The following is an 18452-nucleotide window of genomic DNA, read 5'->3' on the forward strand; positions in this document are numbered from 1 at the left end:
GTAAACGCAGTAAATTGAAACAAGGGAAGATATTTTTTAGTTTTTTTGAATATTAATTTATAAGCATTAAAATGGAGTTACCAACTTAATGCTTTCTAAAATAGCAGTATATATTTTCCGGTAGAATATATCGCATGTAACGTTTTCTGAAACCAGCTTTCCATAATGATTTGCTATAGGCTTGCTTAAACTTAATCGGGTTAAGAAACATTTTTAATGGATCGGACGTTTTAGCAAAGTAACTTTCATGGCTATTTGCTCCGACATACTCAGAGTGTTTTAGATTACCAAAGTTTACGGATTCGCTATAAGTAGGAGTTTTTAATAGTCGAGATATAGGTTTTATAGCTGTTTCAGGAGCGATATTTATTTTTTTATAGTCCCTCTCAATAGCCATAAAATCAGAAATAAAGTCCATAGCCCCTTTTTGAAATTCGTTTATTGTATTTAGCTTATCATTAGAAAAGTCATTAGGTTCGAATATAGCTACTATTTCATCATTCTTTTTATCGAATTTAATTACAGAGCCGTGAGGTGCCGAAAAAATAAATTCGAGCATATGCACACCTTCCGATAATACTTGAAAATTATTTTTAGGTTCTGAAAAGTTACACATATAGCCAGACATCGGAAACCCTTTTTCAGCAAACTTCATTGCAGTTTGAAATGTGCCTAGGTAATAACCATGAATATCTATTTCATTATTTTCTAATAGCATTAGCTTATTCAGTGAATTCTGGATTGTCCCTTGCCATCCAATGTCAACAATCGCGACTTTTTTGGTATCCATAAACCCAATTTGATCCAGGTAAGTTAATAGGTTCTCTCTTTCGACCGCTGCATTACTACATATATCACCAACTAATAAATGAAAGAGTTTTGCTAATTTATCCTTATCGCTATCTGTTTCTATTGTATGATTTTGATCAGAAAAGCCTACTTTTTTTATTTTTTCAATATGTTTTTTTGCATCTATATCAACTCTATCAAGGTAGTTTACGACGCTCAAATTAGGAACAAAATGACAAAGTACTTTTATCGAATATTCATCGATGCCATTGTATATAGTGGGGATGTTTATAGCTCGCCTTGATGCATACATATATTTACTAACAGGGGTTTTAATTCCTTGATTCATAAGGCTATACACTTTATGCATTATATAGCCGTCGCGCGCAAGGAAAAATACATGTTCTATTTCTTGATGTATTACCTGACTAGTAAGCCAGCGAGTTAAGCCAAAATATATTATTCCACAATAAACATAACCGAAGTCGTACCAAATATTTTCATTGTTATTATTTCTTTGAGTAAACGTTTTGTTGATGATAGTCGCAAAATAAATAGATTCTTCTATAGAGAGTTTTGAAGGATATAGCTCCCTTAGCCTTTTAAATGAATGATGACTAAGCGCATATTCACTGGTTTTTTTGTAATAATAAGGTTTGATGCCTTCTTTCATCGCATTAATTACATCGGCGAAGTAATAATCGCCAATATGTAATAGCTTAGATGGTTTACAGGATAGTTCTTTAAGTATATGTGGATATAATCCACCTTTAGACTTTGATTTACGGATTACAGAAGATAAAAATAATTGATGGTATTTTGTATAACCATTATCGTAAAGAATTTTTTTTATCACATATTCTGGTAAGTACATGTCTGAGGTGAAAATTACCTTTTTATCACTATCAATACAGTATTGATAAAAAGAGTGCATATATTCATTTTTAACACAAAATTTTAATTCTATTTCGATTTCTAGCGCTTTCAATATATTTATTGTTTTGCTGTCTAGATCTTGTGTTTTTTGTATGTGTGCATATATTTCATCCAAGCCTATGGATTGGGTACCATCAAGCTCAGTTAGTATCTTTGTCGCTTCTGGTTCTGCTTTACTTCGGATACTTTTAAAATCTATGTCTAGCTTTTTATGTTCATCATTATATAAATTTTCAACTATTGTAAAAATATCAGCTGGTTCGAGGACTTTTCTGAGGATCACTGTATCGAAAATATCGAAAGAGACTATTTCACTGTTGTTTATTAGCTTTTTTAGGTCAGTGTCATTACTTAGGGTATTTATTAGCTTTAAGCTTTTATTGTAAAATTTTGCGACAATTTTACTAACTATGTTTTTTTTCATAATGACTTTCCCTGCCTTATTTACTATCCATAACATAATTAAGAAAATCAAAATTTAGCTATTTGTTTACATTTAATTATACTAATTTCGTATATCCGCTGCAACTTACGCATTTAATAGTACGAAGCATCATAGGTTACCTGTTATTTTACCAAAAAAAACCACTAAATGAATGTTAAATGAATAATAAAACTGCAAATATTAGATGGTGGGTAAGCCTAAATAATTACTCAATTTTCATTGGATAAGGGGAAGGTATGTTGCCGAAGTCGTAGATTTAAACGTAACATATTTTGTAAATTAGATTTTCGAAAGAAAATTTAAACAATTCGCTCGACCTAAAGTAACTTAAGCGCTCAGAGGCGAAAGGAAAGCTACGGGGAAAATCAAACTAAATACATAGAAGACTATTGTATTTCAAATACTAGCCCTTATATACTACGCATCACTTATTTTAGTTTTAAAACGTGAATGTTTAAATTTAGAGTGTTTTTAACTGCCTTTTTGCTATTTGCTGCACTTTTTAGTGTGCAGAGCAATGCTATGGGCGCCTCACAAAATTTAAATATCAATGTTAGTACGCAGGTTTCGCTTACTGATATTGCCGATTTAACTAAAATACAGCCTATTAGTAAGTCTGTAGATACTTCGCAGCATAAAAAAACGCATCAAACCGATTTTGACGCGCACCAACCAAGGTTAACTGCCAATAATTCATCATTGTTTTTGCACACTGTTCAAAGTGAGCCAGAATACGATGTGGTTTTTGAATTTTTTGCTCAAAATCTTGTTAGGCATATATTCTTACGACCAAGAGCGATTAATCCTATACAGCCTTGGTATACGTTTGTAACTAATAGTAAAAAGTCGCGTTTGAGTGGCTGGAAAGACGTTAATTTACTCTACAAAGCTGTAACTACCTACCACGCTTAATTTTCCTTATTTAATTTTATTAGGTTTTAACTTTTAAAGTTTTAGCCTGCAGATTAATTGTGCTTTTAAAAAGTACGTTGCTAGCTTTGCTGGCAATAAGGATTCAACATGTTAAGTTTTAAAAAAGATAAAAAGCCGTCTACGGCTAAGTTCAAATTAAGCTATATAGCCATGCTAATAGTATTGGTTTTATTAGCTATCAGCGCATTACCAAATTTATACCCAAATAAATCGTGGTTGCACATCAGTGCTGCTCCGCACAGCGAAACGCAATCTTTACCGAGCACTAAAACGCTAGTTACTTTTTTAAATAAACAAGGGCTAGAGGTTGAGCAGGGTTTAGATAAGCAATCCACTATTAATATACTTTTAAACGAGCCAACTAAAAGCGCTCAGGCGCAAGCGGCTATAAAAGCGCAATATCCAAACACGCAAGTTAAAATTGTTGAGCATGCAACCAGCCCAACATGGTTACAAGATTTTGGTTTATCACCAATAAAGCTGGGCCTTGATTTAAATGGCGGTGTGCTATTTGTACTAGACGTAGATTTAGATAAAGCCGTTGATGAGCAATTAGTCAGTGCGTATCAACAAGCTAAATCAATCATTATTAAACAAAAAGCACATGGCGTAAAAGCGCAGCAAACTCAGCAGGGGTTTGAAATAAACGCACTGCCTAATGCAACCGACAAGTTAACCCCCGTTATTGAAGAGCTACAAAGCCGATTTGCTAATTTAGCCGTTGTAACAAGCAATAACGGCAGCGTTAAAACTGCCAAATTTAGTTATTCAGAGCAAGGCCGCAGCAGCTTTGATAAAGAAGTAATGGGACAAACACTTACAACCCTTCGTTCACGTATTGAAGAGTTAGGCATTACCGAAGCGGTAACACAGCAACAAGGCAAACATCGCATTCGTATAGAGCTACCAGGCGTGCAAGATCCAACCGAAGCAAAACGTATTATTGGTGCAACAGCATCGCTTGGTTTTTATCAATTAAAAGAAATTGGCGGACAAACATTTAATATGCAATCGGGCGGAACCATAAAGCTCGATCCTGTACCAATTTTTACAGGCGATCACATTAATAATGCCAATATAGGCCGCGATGATTGGGGCAAACCACTTGTTCAACTTAGCCTAGACGGCCAAGGCGGGGATGCAATGTCGGCGTTTTCAAAAGCCAATATTGGTAAGCCAATGGCGACAGTTTACTCTGAGTATTCTCAAAACGCTAAAGGCGAAGTAGTTAAAAAAAGCGAAGTTATTAATGTTGCTAATATTGCTCAGCATTTAAGTTCGCGTTTTAGTATTACCAATATGAAAAGCCAACAAGCGGCAGCCGATCTGGCATTGTTATTACGTGCAGGCTCGCTTACAGCACCCGTTACAATTGTGCACGAACAAACAATAGGGCCAAGCCTCGGCAGCGAAAATATTAGTAATGGCTTAGCCGCGCTTATGTTAGGCATGGGTATTACGCTTGCATTTATGGCGCTTTGGTATCGCCGTTTAGGCCTTATTGCAAACGTAGCACTTATATTAAATTTAACGTCGCTTGTGGGCTTAATGTCATTATTACCAGGGGTTGTGTTAACGCTTCCGGGTATTGCAGGTCTGGTGCTAACCATAGGTATGGCGGTAGACACTAACGTAATAATATTTGAACGCATTAAAGAAGAACGTCGCCAAGGCCGTGCACCATATCAAGCTATTCAAGAGGGGTATAAACAAGCCGCAAATACAATATTTGATGCCAATATAACGACCATGATCACCGCACTTATCTTATACGGCATAGGCTACGGGCCCGTTAAAGGTTTTGCCATTACATTAGCATTGGGACTTTTAACGTCTGTATTTACAGGTGTGTACGTATCAAAAATATTAAGCCAAACGTTGTATTTAAAAATGGGTAAAAAAGCAGGAGTAAAAGCACATGCTTAATTATTTTTTGAAAGGTGAAAAGGGTACACGTTTACGTTTTATGGGCATGCTTTCAAGCGCCATATTAGTGCTGCTATCAGTATTTACGCTTACGCAAAAAGGTCTAAATTTTGGCCTAGATTTTACCGGCGGTTATTTAACTGAGTTTACAACCAGCCAAAGTGTTGAGCTAAAAGAGCTTCAATCGTTTATTGCTAAAAATCACAACGGTGAGTTTGAGCTAACCGCGCAAGGTAATAGTCATTTTCAATTAAGAGAAGCGCCAAGTGCATCAACTACATCAACAACAGCTAATAGCCCTGATTGGCAAAGCGCTGTTACACAAAACGATGATATAAACGCACAGGTATTATCGTCAGCTTATATTGGTTCACAAGTGGGCGATGAGTTATTTGATCAAGGCTGTTTAGCAATGTTTGCTGCAATGATTGCAGTAATGATTTACCTTGCAGTGCGTTTTGAATGGCGCTTAGCACTCGGCTCTGTGGTAGCGCTAGTGCACGATTTAATACTCGTACTTGGGTTATTTTCACTATTACAAATTGAATTTAACCTAACCGTGCTGGCAAGTTTACTGGCTATTATTGGTTACTCACTTAACGACTCAATAATAGTAGGGGATAGAGTACGTGAGCTTTTACGTGTTCAATCAAACAATGTACTTAGCCCAGCGACCATTATTAATAATGCGATTAAAAGCACACTAACGCGCACCTTAATTACGTCGGGTACTACACTTGCAACGGTTGCGAGCGTTTGGTTACTTGCAGGCGCACCACTGCAAGGCTTTGCTATTGCATTATTTACTGGCATTGTAGTGGGTACGTTCTCGTCTATTTGTATAGCGGCAACCTTGCCGGAGCTATTAGGCTTAAGCGCTAAAAACTACGAAGTTAAAGTAGATGCCCACACGCAAACATTATTAGATATGCCATAAGGTTTTTAATAAAGCACAAGCAAAGAGCTGCACCAACCAGCGGCTCTTTGCTTGTTTAATGTTTATTTAAACCCGGCTAGTATTCCAACCAACCTTGCGGGGTTTAAAACAATGGTTTTAAGCCCCGCAAAAATGTTAAACTGGTAGCCTTATTTTTACTGCCTGTATTGTATTAATCCCCATGAATAAAACCCACGTTATCGAACATCTTCGTTTTGCGCTAGAAGCGCAGCTTACAACAGCTAAAGTAGCGGCAAAAACTGCGCACGACACCGCCACACATGAAGAAAACATAGCCGAAAATAAATACGATACCCTAGGGCTCGAAGCCGCTTATTTAGCACAAGGCCAAGCCCAGCGCGTAAACGATTGCTATAAAAGCATAGAATTGTTCGAACCTGCCTTTAATGAAAAACCAACCGACAAAATAGCTATCGGTTCGCTGGTATGTTTAGAAGATGATAACGCAGCCCAAAAATGGTTTTATTTAGGCCCTGCAGCTGGTGGTTTAACAGTAAACGTTAAAAAGCACGCAATTGCTGTTGTAACACCCGGCGCACCAATGGGTAAGCAGTTACTAAATAAACAGATTGATGATGAAATTACGTTAACAATTGCAGGTAAAGCCCACGAATATGTAGTGGTAGAGATTTTATAAAGCTTTGGTTTTTTAAGAGAACACCATCTGACAAAGCTATGCCAACGTAATAATCGCTTATTTATATTCATAAATTAATTGTCGGATGGCATGGCTCCGCCATTTATCCAACCTACAGCTATGTTTTTATAGCGTAACGTGGTGTGTATTTCAATTTCTACAAAGGCATATAATGAGAAGTACCTAATAGTTTAAAAGTGAGCAGGGTTGACGTTAGGTGCTCCCTTTTTAATTGATTTTAGTGGTTTACAGCCTCGTTAGTTGTATTTCCCAAGTTGGCTACTCGGTGCTACTATAGTGATACATTTGTTTGGGGATTATTATGAGAGTAGAACTAGTAACAACATTGAAGCGTCAAGCAACGAAGATATTATCTGAACTTCATTCCTCTAAAGAACCTGTGTTGATAACTGAACATGGACAACCATCTGCATACTTAGTAGATGTTGATGATTATGAATTTATGCAAAAGCGTATGCAAATTCTTGAGTCTCTTGCAAAAGGAGAGCAGGCAATAAGTCGTGGTGAAACCATGTCGAATGTTGAAGCTAAAGATAAAATGAATAAATGGCTGAAATAATTTGGACTAATCCAGCTTTGGATGATCTTAACGATATTGCTGAATATATCGCATTAAGCAATTTGCAGTCAGCGAAAAAATTGGTTTCCAAAATATTTGAAAAAGTTGAACGTCTCGAACTCTTTCCTGAATCAGGTAAAAAACCAATTGAGTTAGCTAACCTAAATTATCTTGAACTGGTCGTGAATCCTTGTCGTATATTTTACAAAAAAGATAACGATAAAGTATATATTTTGCACGTAATGAGACAAGAGCGGGACTTACGAAAATTTTTGTTGCTAACGCAATATACAGCTAACAAGTAGGTAATCCCTGAGTGAAATTAGTATGACCCCCATACTAATTATTATAAAAAGCAATTATTAAAAAGCCATTCAAACATTTATCAAAATTCCAACTTAACCAATATAAGAACTAAATATTGGTTTGTTTATTAAAAAAATTGCTACACGTGTTCGTTAAGTGTCTAATATACCGTACATAAATAATATGGAGGTTGAAAGATGAGACATAACAATTGGTCTTGCTCTAAGTGTAATAATAACGAATTTGATACCGGTGAAATAAGAGTTTCGGGTGGCTTTTGGTCAAGAATTTTTGATGTTCAAAATAAAAAGTACACCGCTGTGACATGCAGTCGATGTAGTTTTACTGAATTTTATAAAGGTTCATCATCAACACTTGGTAACGTATTTGATTTCTTTACTGGGTAATCAAAGCTTAAAAAGCACCTTAACTGAAATGTAAACTGATCAGTTCATGAGATACCTCCTCATTAAGGTGAGGAGGTTAAATGCTTAAACACCCCTAAGCGATAATTCGCCTTATTAAATGTATGGTGGAACTTTAGATATACACCAACTAATAGCAGTTAAACAAAATCAATTACACGCACTAATAATAGGCTTCAATAAAAGACTTCAATAATAGACTTCAATAATAGACCATAAGGCTTGGATGAATTTATTTTTATGATTTTTCATCTAACATCCTATATTTTAAATATCCAATTTTAGGTAGCTTTTTTCACAAACTTTGCTGTTACCATCATTTCGCCAATGCCTTCTACTTTACAATCAAGTTCGTGATCTTTTTTATCAAGCACTCTTCTAACGACCGCTTTGGTGCCAATTTTAATGACTTGCGAGCTGCCTTTAATTTTTAAATCTTTGGCTACTGTCACTTTGTCGCCATCACTTAGTACAGTGCCGTTGGCATCTTTAACTAAAATGGCGGCTTCATCGTTTATATTATTTGGGTTCCACTCATGGGCGCACTCGGGGCAAATAAGCAGTTGTTGGTCCTCGTAAACATATTCACATTGGCATTTTGGGCAAGCAGGCAGCGACATTTTTAACTCTCATAAGGTATTGTTTTGCGTATTTTAATCTGCGTTATTAGTTAATCAATATTTTTTATCTTCACGTTAAAAATATCTCGTTTGTGCGTTTTTAAAAAAGGGCATATAAAGCACATGTCGCTTAAGCAATTTAAGCGCTAACTCGTACAGTAGGTACCTGTTAAAGCACCCATCATATTAAGTGATTCGCGCAATGCCCACTTAGTACGATGGGTGTTTCTATTTATAATGCTTAGTATTTTACTAAGCATGCTTTTTATATTTTGACTTAACTAGGAAAAGTCGTGTTTAAAACCTTAATTGTGGTTGATAACAACGAGCAAACGCTTGCTCAATCGTTCGAAAATGTAATTACGTTTAATACCTACTTACGTGATTACCCAAAACATAACGAACCAAAAACACGCATTATTAATCTGTGCGACTCAAGCCAATACTTGAGCAAAGGTTACTATTGCTCGTTACTTGCAGAGGCGCGCAAGCACCAAGTTTTACCCAGTGTAAAAACCATTAATGCTCTTCGTAGTGGCCAAGCACCTATGTTAAATGTGGGCCAAATAGATGGCACACTTTACTTTGGCAATGCCCAAAATGATTTACAATCAAAAGCAGCAAAGTCGGTATTTAAACAATACCCAGCGCCTATTTTATTTGTTGATGAGCAAGGCTTATTACAACAAGGCTCGATGTCGTCTTTAAGCGAGCAACAGTACAGCGAATTTGTAGCCAAGCTAGATAACTTTACTAAAACGCAGTGGCGTATTAGTTCGGTACAACGTCGTTTTAGATGGGACATGGCAATACTTGTTGATCATAACGAAAAAGTACCGCCGAGTGATAAAGACGCCATTGCACGTTTTATTAAAGCCGCGGCTAAACACGGCATTAATGCACAAGCATTAAGCTTTGACGAAATTGATAACATAGCCCAGTTTGATGCGTTATTTATTCGCCAAACTACAGCGATTGACCATCCAACGTATCGCCTTGCAAGCAAAGCGCAAAGCCTTGGTTTAGTGGTTATTGACGATGCTGAGTCTATTTTACGTTGTTGTAATAAAGTGTATTTACACGATGCGTTTAATTACCAAAAAGTGCCAAGTTTAAAAACGGTTGTAGTGGCTGATCAATCAAGTGAAACGCTTGAGCAGCTAGAAGAAGCGTTTACGTATCCGCTTGTTTTAAAAATGCCTGAAGGGTCTTTTTCAAAAGGTGTTTATAAAGTGTCAAACCGCGATGAGCTTGAAGCTAAGCTTACAGAGTTGTTTGAATTTAGCGCATTAGTGCTCGCGCAAGAGTACATGTATACCGAATACGATTGGCGAGTGGGTGTGTTAAATGGCCGTGCTATTTATGCATGTCGTTATTTAATGGCGCGTAACCATTGGCAAATTTATAACCACGACGCTAAACGGTTTTTCTCAGGTGGTTTTGAAACTCTGCCAACCTTTGAGCTACCAAAAGCGGTGTTAGATGCTGCATTAAAAGCATGTAAAACAGTGGGTAGGGGTTTATATGGCGTTGATGTTAAAGAGCATCAAGGCAAAGCATACGTGCTTGAAGTAAACGACAACCCAAGTATTGATCACAAAGTAGAAGACGGCTATTTAGGCGACGAGCTATACATGATCATTATGGATGAGTTTAAACAACGTTTAGAAGCACGAGGCCGTGGGTAATAACATGAGCAACCTTGTTATTCGAAAGGCGCTTAGCAGTGATTTAAACGCACTTATTGACGTTGAAAACGCCTGCTTTAATAACGATAAATTAAGCCCGCGTAGTTTAAAGCGCTGGCTAAGTGCAAAACACGGTATTTTACTCGTTGCTGAAGACGACGAGCAAATATGCGGCTATGGGCTAGTGTGGTGCCATAAAGGCACGCGTTTAGCGCGTTTATATTCGCTTGCTGTAAAACCCACAATGCAAGGTAAGGGGATTGCAAAAGCACTGCTTACTAGCCTAGAAAAAGAAACGTGTGAGCGGGCTCGTATTTACCTTCGTTTAGAAGTGGCTGTAAATAACGAAGGTGCGATTGGGCTTTATAAAAGCTTGGGTTACAGAGTGTTTGGTCAATACAGCGATTATTACGATGACCACAGTGACGCACTACGAATGCAAAAAAACATTCGACAAACAAGTGAGTTAAAAGTGGCGCGTTTAACGCCGTGGTATCAGCAAACAACTGAGTTTACGTGCGGACCTGCTGCGCTACTAATGGCAATGGGGGCACTTGAGCCAGCTACTGAGCTTAGCCAATCACATGAGCTGGCACTTTGGCGTGAAGGTACCACCATTTTTATGACATCGGGTCATGGTGGTTGCCACCCGTTTGGTTTGGCACTTGCCGCTAATAAGCGTGGTTTTAAAAGCGAGGTAATGGTTAATACCACCGAGCCTTTGTTTTTAGATGGCGTACGCAACGAAAACAAAAAAGTGGTACTTGCCACCGTGCATCAACAATTTGTAGATGGTATTGCACAAGCAAATATACCGCTTACACATAAAGATGTAGAGCTTGAGCATATTGAGCAGTGGTTAAGTAAAGGCTTTAGTGTGCTGTTATTAATTAGCACATATAGTTTTGATGGTAAAAAATCACCACATTGGGTGTGTGTTACGCACCTTGATGAGCATTGCGTGTATGTTCACGATCCGTTTTGTGAGCCCGGTAACGATAAACAGCTCGCAATAGATTGCCAGTATGTACCTATTGCACGAAGTGATTTTAGTAAAATGTCAGCGTTTGGTAGCCAACGTTTAAGAACGGCGGTGGCTATAGCTAATAAAATATAAGGTTAACAGTGACTTTTTTAGATTTAATTGATGTAGCCCCGTATTCGTGGGCAGCTATTGGTACTGCGGCTTTTTGCGGTGCCATTATTGGTATAGAGCGCCAGTTGCGCGGTAAACCTGTAGGCATTCGTACATCAGCGTTAATAACCTTGGGTACATATTTGTTTTTATCCACTGCGTTTAATTTACAAGGGGATGTAATAGATCACTCTCGTGTGGTTGGGCAAATAATTACAGGTATTGGCTTTTTAGGGGCAGGCGTTATGCTCGCAAAAGATGGTGCGGTAGTGGGTGTAACTTCTGCTGCAACCATTTGGGTGCTTGCATCAATAGGCGTTATGATAGCGACCGAAAACCTTGGCGCTGCAATAAAACTCTCGGTGCTGGTGGTCGGTATTTTATACGGTGTTGACGTACTTGAGGCTAAATTTAAAAGCTTAAGCAAAGGCGTACACACTAAAGTAAAAAACTATCAAAAACGCTATTATCGAAAAGATTTTAACGATACCGAACGCCATTAAAAGTGGCGTTTTTTTAGTGTTATTGAAACAAGTACTAGTACTATTAAATATCGACTATCCAAATAACTTGCGTCTAACTACTTTTCTGTAGCCACTGGGTGTTTGGCTTAATACTTTTTTAAACACGCGTGTTAAATGACCTTGGTCGTTATATCCCACTTCTAAAGCCACTTCTTGAATTGATAAATTTGATGATGCTAATAACTCCTTCGCACCTTCTACGCGTAATTGTTGCCAATACTCAATAGGGCTTTGGTTCGTTGCCGCTCTAAAACGGCGGGTAAAAGTACGGTAGCTCAAGCTAAATTGGGCAGCGACTTCTTGCAGGTTTAACTCGGTAGCTAAATTGGTTTTTAGCCAAAATTGAATTTGTGCAATTAGCTCGTCGGGGTGACGGTCAACTGCACCCTCGAGATAGCGTTGATCTTCGTAGGGTTTGCGTATTTCGTGCGAAAAATTACGCTCTACATGTTGAGCGGCGGCTTTTCCATAGTACTGACTAATAATATGTACGATCACATCTGCAAGGGCATTAAGACTGGCTACCGTATACATGCGCTCTGACTGAGTTATAAAAAAGTCGGGTTTTAAACGCACTAACGGGTAGTCGTGGCTAAATTGATTGGCGTAGTGCCAATGGGTGGTAGCAGGGTGCCCATCAAGTAAGCCAGCCTCAGCTACTAAGCAGTTGCCAGTGCCTACACCAATTATATGGCTGCCTGCGCTAAAGCTTTCGCTTAGCCAATCAACTACGTCTTGATTTGTACGCACTACAGGGCGCGGGTTTCGCCAAATTCCGGGAACTATAATTAAATCGCTGTAGGGGGCGTTAGTTGTTATGCAATCAGGAATTATCGCAAGGCCTGCGCGAGTGGGTATAAATTCAGCATTTTTAGCCACTAAATTTATAGCAAGCGGTCTAAAACTTTGCTTATCAATATGGCCTCTAGCAAAGGCTTCGCCGGCTCTTAGCATCTCAATAGGCAGCGTTAAACTAGTCACTAATAAATGCGGATAAACCGCTATAGCAATGTTTAATGGTGGATTAGTGTTTTTTTCAGTCATATAAATGCTCCGACCAGTACATTTTGGCCTTTTGTGCTGAATATTTGGCTATTAAAGCACAATGTGTGGTGCATAATCCATTTAAACTGCCACCTCTCCTTATAACACGTTTCTAAAAGGTAAATTATGACAGCATTACCCGTTATAGTAGGCATGGGTGGCATTAACGCCGCTGGCCGTACTTCTTTTCATCAAGGTTATCGCCGTATCGTGTTAGATAGTTTAAATGCTCAAGATCGCAGTGAAACATTCTTAGGCCTCGCCACACTGATGAATCTAGTAAGCGTTGTAAACGGCCAATTACAAGATACACAAGGTAATAATGTTGAGCAAAGCGACATAGAAGCACGCTTTGGTGAGCAAATTATTGCCGGTACACTTATTCGTAAAATTGAAAAAGAACACTTTGATGCAGATGCCACACCGTGGCAGCAAAAAATGACGCTAAACGCATCAAGCGATAACGCTATTGTGTTTGAAACTCGCGCTCGCGACTTACCGGTACCTGTTCCAGCTAGCTGGCAAGTTGAAGAACTTGAAGGCAAAAAAGTAAAAGTAACTATTGCAGCCGACTTAGATGTTAAGCATGACTCAACACGTGATAATCCAATTAAATCTGCAGGGCAATTTCCGACTGGATTTGATCCATCTGTTATGTATAACAGCCGCTATCAGCCTCGTGGTTTGCAAGCGACTATTTTTGCAGCTACCGATGCGATTAAATCAACAGGGCTTGATTGGCAACACATTATGAATAGCGTAGAGCCAGATAAAATTGGTACCTATTCAGCATCGGTAATTGGCCAAATGGACGACAAAGGCCTAGGCGGTTTAGTGAAGGCGCGCCAACAAGGCGACCGTGTTAGCACTAAGCAGTTAGCACTGGGCTTAAATACAATGTCTACCGATTTTATTAACGCGTATGTTACGGGCAATGTGGGAACTACGTTTTCGACCTCGGGCGCCTGTGCTACGTTTTTATACAACTTACGTGCAGCAGTAAACGACATACAAGCAGGGCGTACACGCGTTGCGGTTGTCGCAAGTGTTGAGTGTGCTATTACACCCGAAGTGATTGAAGGCTTTGGTAACATGAGCGCACTTGCAAATGTTGAAGGTTTGCGCCGCTTAGATAACTTATCACATGATGAAGAACCAGATTATCGCAAAAGTAGCCGCCCGTTTGGGGATAACTGCGGCTTTACATTAGGTGAAGGCGCACAAGTTGCTATTTTAATGGACGATGCATTAGCCCTTGAATTAGGCGCTGACATAATGGGCTCTGTGCCGGATGTATTTGTAAATGCAGATGGTATAAAAAAATCAATTACGTCACCTGGTCCTGGTAACTACATTACCATGGCTAAATCGGCTGCTTTAGCAACGAGCCTTTTAGGCAAAGAAGCTTTGCAAGCACGTAGCTTTATTTTAGCGCATGGCTCAAGTACACCGTTAAACCGCGTAACAGAGTCGCTGATATATCACAAAGTGGCACAAACGTTCGCTATTGATAATTGGAAAGTGACAGCGCCTAAAGCCTATGTTGGTCATACTATAGCTCCTGCAAGTGGCGACCAATTAGCGATAGCTCTCGGTGTATTTAGTCACAACATTATGCCGGGTATTACCACAATTGATAAAGTGGCTGATGATGTTTACATCGATCATCTTGATATTCGTAATAGCCATTACGAATGCAGTGAAATGGATATAGCTTTTATAAATTCAAAAGGCTTTGGCGGTAACAATGCAACAGCAATAGTACTTTCACCAAAAGTGACAATGCAAATGCTCGCTAAGCGCCATGGCGATGAAGCTATGAGTAGTTACGCGCAGAAAAATGTAGCAATTAAAGCCGCTCAGCAAACGTATAAAACGCAAGCCGATTTAGGCCAGTACGAACTTATTTACCGCTTTGGCGACGGACTTATTGATGACAATGACATTTTAATAGACGAGCAAAGTATTCAGTTACCAGGCTTTGAAAAAGCAATTACGTTTAGCACAACAAATTCCTATCAAGATATGTTTTAAGCACACATACTTGTTAGCAAGGCGCTTTTTAAGCGCCTTTTTTAATGCCTAAAATATATGTAGCTATTAGATTATTTTTGTTACCCCCCAAATTTAGCTTATTAATTGAACTTATTTTTTGTGTTGATACTTGCTTTTATGTTGATCGTTTGTTTCTATTATATAAACACTATCTAGGATGGATAAAACCGATGAAAAAACTCATATTAGCGCTTTCTTTAACTTCTGCTTTTACTCAACTTCCTGCTTTTGCAGACGACTTTGTTCCTGCAGAAGTGATTAATAAAAACTACGATCAGCTCACTAATACTTCCTCGCGCGCTTCGAGGTTAGAGGGGATTAACTTAAGCAGTTACGTTGTCGATAAAAGCGGGCAGGTTAGTGATATAGAAATTGTAGCTACGGTCGGGCAAAAAAAGTACCAAAGAGAAGTAATAGATTACGTATCTAAACTAAATTACAAAAGCGCAAAATTAAATGGTGAGACTATACCTGTAGCAAAAACTATTACTGTAAGTTCACAAAATTTACATGTTGGGTTTTCAAACGATAAGGCATCACGTGGCTTTTTTAATGATTATGAGCAAGCTAGTAAATTAATCGACGAAAAGAAATACGATGAAGCTAAAAGCCTTATTGATGAACTAGAAAATGAACATACCAAAAATACGGTTGAAATTGTTTTACTTGCGTGGCTTAAAAGCCAGCACAGTTATTTTGTACAAGACTGGAAGAGCTTTGATCAGCATATCAACGAAGCGTTCTTATTTAGAGGTAACTTACCTGATCAAATTCAAAAACGTGTGATTAAAAATGCTTTACAGTGGTTTATATCAAAGCAAGATTATGTCCGAGCCTATGATGCAATAGATGCACTAGGCAATATTGAATCTATAACTTTTACAGATCAAAATAAGGAACAGTTGTTAACCCAAGTGAACGATATTTATAAAAACTCGGGAGATATTGAACAACAATTTAGTTTAGCTTCAGAGCAAGCTGTAATGCCTATGATGTCGAAGTCTGAGGTTAAATTACAATCAGAATTACCACTGAGCAAAGTGCAACTTAGATGCGAAAACAAAGTCGTTGACTATGACACTAATACAATTGATAAAATTGTTATTTCGAAAAATGATTTACGTTGTGGATTATTAATAAAAAGCGCTCAAGCACAAACAATTACACTTAAGCAAAGCGGTGAAAGCTTTTTATAAAAATTGTAACTCCCCACATATAAATTATGGGGAGTTATTGCATTAATAAGTCTTGGCTATACAAACAATGCATTGGAATTTTGCTGCAATACTTATTAAAAAAACTGTTACTTAAACTTTTTTACATACCTAAGCGTTATAAAGTTAATAATGGCAAGTAAAATTGCTATTTCGTAGCGGCTGTACGCTACGGCTATACCAATTAAACCCATATTCCAAATACTTGCTGCGGTTGCTGTGCCGGAGGTTGATTTATTATTTTTCAAAATTGCGCCACCGCCAATAAAACCAATACCAGTAATGATGCCTTGCAACATTTTTGATTGAGCTTCTGCGCCATCTAAAACCGACATAGCAATTAATGCATACCCACACGATGCAACAGCAACAAGAGGAAAGGTACGAAGGCCTGCGCCATCATTACTTCGCTCTCTGTCGTAAGCCATGGGCAGTGCAAGTAGGTATGCAATACCTAAGTGTATTAAGTTATCGATGATTTCATTCCACTGTAAATCAATTTCCATTATTGAGCCTGTGCTGGTTAACTTTGTTAATAATAAGCAAACAGCAAGCCATGGCATAAATAACTATTAATCAATGAGTTATTGTTAATACCTGTATTTAACAAGAATTATTGAGGAAACTTTTACATGTTTTTATTACTATTTTACGCAATAGTTAATTTGATCTGAGTTTTAAAGCCCCGTATTCTTTTATCCAGACTAAAAGACACCTATGTGAATCTCTTGCCTTTAAATAAAACATTAAGCACACCCACTAAGCTTGAAAAAACAGCCTTACTATTTTGCGTTGGATTATCTGTTATTGCTTTTTTATTTCCTGAATTACTCACAGAGCACTTACAACCCGCTATTAATAAAATTTTAGGTTATTTAGGGTCGCCATTTTTTATATTGGTAAACTTGTTACTTTTTTCTGTGATAGCTATTGCTATAAGCCCATTAGGGCAACGAAAAATAGGAGGAGCGCAAGCACTTGTTGAGTTTAGTACCTTTGGTTGGCTTTCTATGTTGTTTGCAGCAGGGATGGGCTCAGGACTTATATTTTGGGGAGTAGCAGAGCCTGCACTACACACGGTTAATTCGCCTTTAAAGCAAAGCTTGTATCCTAACAATCAAACAAGTGGTTTGGCACTTACACTAGTTAATTGGGGCGCGCATGCATGGGCGCTCTATGCAGTATTTGGCTTGGTATTAGGTGGGCTTACTCGCAATAGTGGTACAGCGGGCGATATTAGTGCTCCTGTGATCAGTGCAACTAAAGGCGTTATTAATCGGGCTTGGCAGTTACAGTTGAGCTTTAGTATTAAATTAATTGCCATACTTGCAATATTTTTTGGTGTCGTGGGCACAATTGCTAATTCAACTTTATTACTGCGTAAAGGGCTCGAGCTTGAGCTAGGGCTTGAGTCTGCTTTATTTTCGGGGTTTATTATAATTTGTTTAATTGCGCTGCTTTATACTATTTCTGCAAAGTTGGGGCTTAAAAAAGGAATTCAAACTCTTAGTAAATTTAATGTGTTTTTAGCATTTGCACTTATAGCATGGCTATTAATTTTTGTGCCTATACAGCCAATTATAGACATAGCTGTAGGAGGAACATGGGATTACATTCAGCTCATAACCACAGGTACATGGCAGTTTGAAAGCGTACTTAATGACCCCGCATGGGCAACAGGTTGGACATACAATTACTATTTTTGGTGGTTAGCTTGGGGCCCGTTTGTTGGTGTGTTTTTGGCAAAAATTAGCCAAGGACGGCCGGTTTGGCAATACATTTTAGGTGTCGTATTTGTACCAACCTTTGTGACTATTATATGGTTTAGTGTGTTTTCGGGCTCTGCAATTGCGTGGGATCAAACACATAATGCAGGCATTTTAGCGGCTATTAAAGCCGATTATACGCAAGGGCTGTTTGTATTTTTCGAGCAATTAGGCTGGCAAGGCGGTCTATTAATTTGGTCAAGTTTATTGCTGTTACTCATTTTTGTAGCTACATCAGCAGACTCAGCTATTTTGGTTATTCGCCAATTAAGTGGTGCAAGTGAAGCTCAGACATGGAGCTTGTATGCTTGGTCGTTTGCACTAGGTTTATGCGCTTTTGTTTTGTTAGTACAAAATAATGAACCATTAAACAGAAGCGTTGCTATTATTGGAGCGCTTCCTTTTTTAATTATATTTATATTGCAATTAATTGGTTTTATTAAAGAGTTCATACGTGAATTTAAGCACTAA

General features: G+C 38.2%; 17 protein-coding genes. 13 read left to right on the forward strand and 4 right to left on the reverse strand.

What is annotated here, in order from left to right:
• Positions 1-85: 85 nt before the first annotated feature.
• A complete protein-coding gene (locus tag I6F43_RS09120) occupies positions 86-2149 on the reverse strand; it encodes an HAD family hydrolase (RefSeq protein ID WP_197101980.1) in 2064 nt (687 codons plus the stop codon).
• Positions 2150-2620: 471 nt separating this feature from the next.
• On the opposite strand from I6F43_RS09120, the gene I6F43_RS09125 reads away from it, so the two are divergent.
• From I6F43_RS09125 to I6F43_RS09155, 7 genes are all read left to right on the forward strand, one after another.
• Positions 2621-3082: a hypothetical protein gene (locus I6F43_RS09125; protein ID WP_197101982.1), complete on the forward strand. Its 462-nt coding sequence runs from the start codon at positions 2621-2623 to the stop codon at positions 3080-3082.
• A 108-nt stretch (positions 3083-3190) separates the two neighbouring features.
• A complete protein-coding gene (gene secD / locus I6F43_RS09130) occupies positions 3191-5029 on the forward strand; it encodes a protein translocase subunit SecD (protein ID WP_197101984.1) in 1839 nt (612 codons plus the stop codon).
• A complete protein-coding gene (gene secF / locus I6F43_RS09135; RefSeq protein WP_197101986.1) occupies positions 5022-5966 on the forward strand; it encodes a protein translocase subunit SecF in 945 nt (314 codons plus the stop codon). Before secD ends, secF begins: the two co-directional genes overlap by 8 nt.
• Before the next feature lie 181 nt (positions 5967-6147).
• On the forward strand, positions 6148-6624 hold the full coding sequence (locus tag I6F43_RS09140) for a GreA/GreB family elongation factor (protein ID WP_010555055.1): 477 nt from the start codon (positions 6148-6150) through the stop codon (positions 6622-6624).
• Between the two features lie 322 nt (positions 6625-6946).
• Entirely contained in the window at positions 6947-7204 is a 258-nt protein-coding gene (locus I6F43_RS09145) for a type II toxin-antitoxin system Phd/YefM family antitoxin (RefSeq protein WP_010555056.1), read from the forward strand.
• Positions 7192-7509, forward strand: coding sequence for a type II toxin-antitoxin system RelE/ParE family toxin (locus tag I6F43_RS09150; RefSeq protein WP_024592928.1), 318 nt, complete (start codon positions 7192-7194; stop codon positions 7507-7509). Before I6F43_RS09145 ends, I6F43_RS09150 begins: the two co-directional genes overlap by 13 nt.
• Positions 7510-7707: 198 nt before the next feature.
• Positions 7708-7917 (forward strand): zinc ribbon domain-containing protein, encoded by a 210-nt coding sequence (locus I6F43_RS09155; protein ID WP_007582647.1) that lies wholly within the window; start codon positions 7708-7710, stop codon positions 7915-7917.
• Between the two features lie 299 nt (positions 7918-8216).
• On the opposite strand, the gene I6F43_RS09160 is transcribed toward I6F43_RS09155, so the two are convergent.
• Positions 8217-8555: a zinc ribbon domain-containing protein YjdM gene (locus I6F43_RS09160; protein WP_197101988.1), complete on the reverse strand. Its 339-nt coding sequence runs from the start codon at positions 8553-8555 to the stop codon at positions 8217-8219.
• A gap of 293 nt (positions 8556-8848) precedes the next feature.
• On the opposite strand from I6F43_RS09160, the gene I6F43_RS09165 reads away from it, so the two are divergent.
• The 3 genes from I6F43_RS09165 to I6F43_RS09175 are packed head-to-tail and all read left to right on the forward strand — an operon-like array spanning position 8849 to position 11881.
• Entirely contained in the window at positions 8849-10243 is a 1395-nt protein-coding gene (locus I6F43_RS09165) for a RimK family protein (RefSeq protein WP_197101990.1), read from the forward strand.
• A gap of 4 nt (positions 10244-10247) precedes the next feature.
• Positions 10248-11360 carry a GNAT family N-acetyltransferase/peptidase C39 family protein gene (locus I6F43_RS09170; protein WP_197101992.1) on the forward strand — a complete coding sequence of 371 codons (1113 nt, stop codon included), beginning with the start codon at positions 10248-10250 and terminating at the stop codon, positions 11358-11360.
• An 8-nt stretch (positions 11361-11368) separates the two neighbouring features.
• Positions 11369-11881: an MgtC/SapB family protein gene (locus I6F43_RS09175; RefSeq protein WP_024608831.1), complete on the forward strand. Its 513-nt coding sequence runs from the start codon at positions 11369-11371 to the stop codon at positions 11879-11881.
• A gap of 54 nt (positions 11882-11935) precedes the next feature.
• On the opposite strand, the gene I6F43_RS09180 is transcribed toward I6F43_RS09175, so the two are convergent.
• On the reverse strand, positions 11936-12946 hold the full coding sequence (locus tag I6F43_RS09180; protein WP_101164035.1) for a GlxA family transcriptional regulator: 1011 nt from the start codon (positions 12944-12946) through the stop codon (positions 11936-11938).
• A gap of 126 nt (positions 12947-13072) precedes the next feature.
• Between I6F43_RS09180 and I6F43_RS09185 the strand changes: the two genes are divergently transcribed.
• Both I6F43_RS09185 and I6F43_RS09190 read left to right on the forward strand, forming a co-directional pair.
• Positions 13073-14980 (forward strand): beta-ketoacyl synthase, encoded by a 1908-nt coding sequence (locus I6F43_RS09185; RefSeq protein ID WP_197101994.1) that lies wholly within the window; start codon positions 13073-13075, stop codon positions 14978-14980.
• A gap of 191 nt (positions 14981-15171) precedes the next feature.
• Entirely contained in the window at positions 15172-16197 is a 1026-nt protein-coding gene (locus tag I6F43_RS09190) for an energy transducer TonB (protein ID WP_076923950.1), read from the forward strand.
• A gap of 107 nt (positions 16198-16304) precedes the next feature.
• Here the strand turns inward: I6F43_RS09190 and I6F43_RS09195 are convergent, their stop codons facing one another.
• On the reverse strand, positions 16305-16721 hold the full coding sequence (locus tag I6F43_RS09195) for an MgtC/SapB family protein (RefSeq protein WP_024590122.1): 417 nt from the start codon (positions 16719-16721) through the stop codon (positions 16305-16307).
• A 213-nt stretch (positions 16722-16934) separates the two neighbouring features.
• Between I6F43_RS09195 and I6F43_RS09200 the strand changes: the two genes are divergently transcribed.
• A complete protein-coding gene (locus I6F43_RS09200; protein ID WP_331460605.1) occupies positions 16935-18452 on the forward strand; it encodes a BCCT family transporter in 1518 nt (505 codons plus the stop codon).

The organism is Pseudoalteromonas sp. NZS71_1 (assembly GCF_015864305.1).
In the GTDB taxonomy this organism is placed as follows: domain Bacteria; phylum Pseudomonadota; class Gammaproteobacteria; order Enterobacterales; family Alteromonadaceae; genus Pseudoalteromonas; species Pseudoalteromonas arctica.

Excerpts from the sequence above, each read along its gene's own strand:
- I6F43_RS09120 (WP_197101980.1), bottom strand. The coding sequence starts at position 2,149 with ATGAAAAAAAACATAGTTAGTAAAATTGTCGCAAAATTTTACAATAAA.
- I6F43_RS09125 (WP_197101982.1), top strand. The coding sequence starts at position 2,621 with ATGTTTAAATTTAGAGTGTTTTTAACTGCCTTTTTGCTATTTGCTGCA.
- secD (WP_197101984.1), top strand. The coding sequence starts at position 3,191 with ATGTTAAGTTTTAAAAAAGATAAAAAGCCGTCTACGGCTAAGTTCAAA.
- secF (WP_197101986.1), top strand. The coding sequence starts at position 5,022 with ATGCTTAATTATTTTTTGAAAGGTGAAAAGGGTACACGTTTACGTTTT.
- I6F43_RS09140 (WP_010555055.1), top strand. The coding sequence starts at position 6,148 with ATGAATAAAACCCACGTTATCGAACATCTTCGTTTTGCGCTAGAAGCG.
- I6F43_RS09145 (WP_010555056.1), top strand. The coding sequence starts at position 6,947 with ATGAGAGTAGAACTAGTAACAACATTGAAGCGTCAAGCAACGAAGATA.
- I6F43_RS09150 (WP_024592928.1), top strand. The coding sequence starts at position 7,192 with ATGGCTGAAATAATTTGGACTAATCCAGCTTTGGATGATCTTAACGAT.
- I6F43_RS09155 (WP_007582647.1), top strand. The coding sequence starts at position 7,708 with ATGAGACATAACAATTGGTCTTGCTCTAAGTGTAATAATAACGAATTT.
- I6F43_RS09160 (WP_197101988.1), bottom strand. The coding sequence starts at position 8,555 with ATGTCGCTGCCTGCTTGCCCAAAATGCCAATGTGAATATGTTTACGAG.
- I6F43_RS09170 (WP_197101992.1), top strand. The coding sequence starts at position 10,248 with ATGAGCAACCTTGTTATTCGAAAGGCGCTTAGCAGTGATTTAAACGCA.
- I6F43_RS09180 (WP_101164035.1), bottom strand. The coding sequence starts at position 12,946 with ATGACTGAAAAAAACACTAATCCACCATTAAACATTGCTATAGCGGTT.
- I6F43_RS09185 (WP_197101994.1), top strand. The coding sequence starts at position 13,073 with ATGACAGCATTACCCGTTATAGTAGGCATGGGTGGCATTAACGCCGCT.
- I6F43_RS09190 (WP_076923950.1), top strand. The coding sequence starts at position 15,172 with ATGAAAAAACTCATATTAGCGCTTTCTTTAACTTCTGCTTTTACTCAA.
- I6F43_RS09195 (WP_024590122.1), bottom strand. The coding sequence starts at position 16,721 with ATGGAAATTGATTTACAGTGGAATGAAATCATCGATAACTTAATACAC.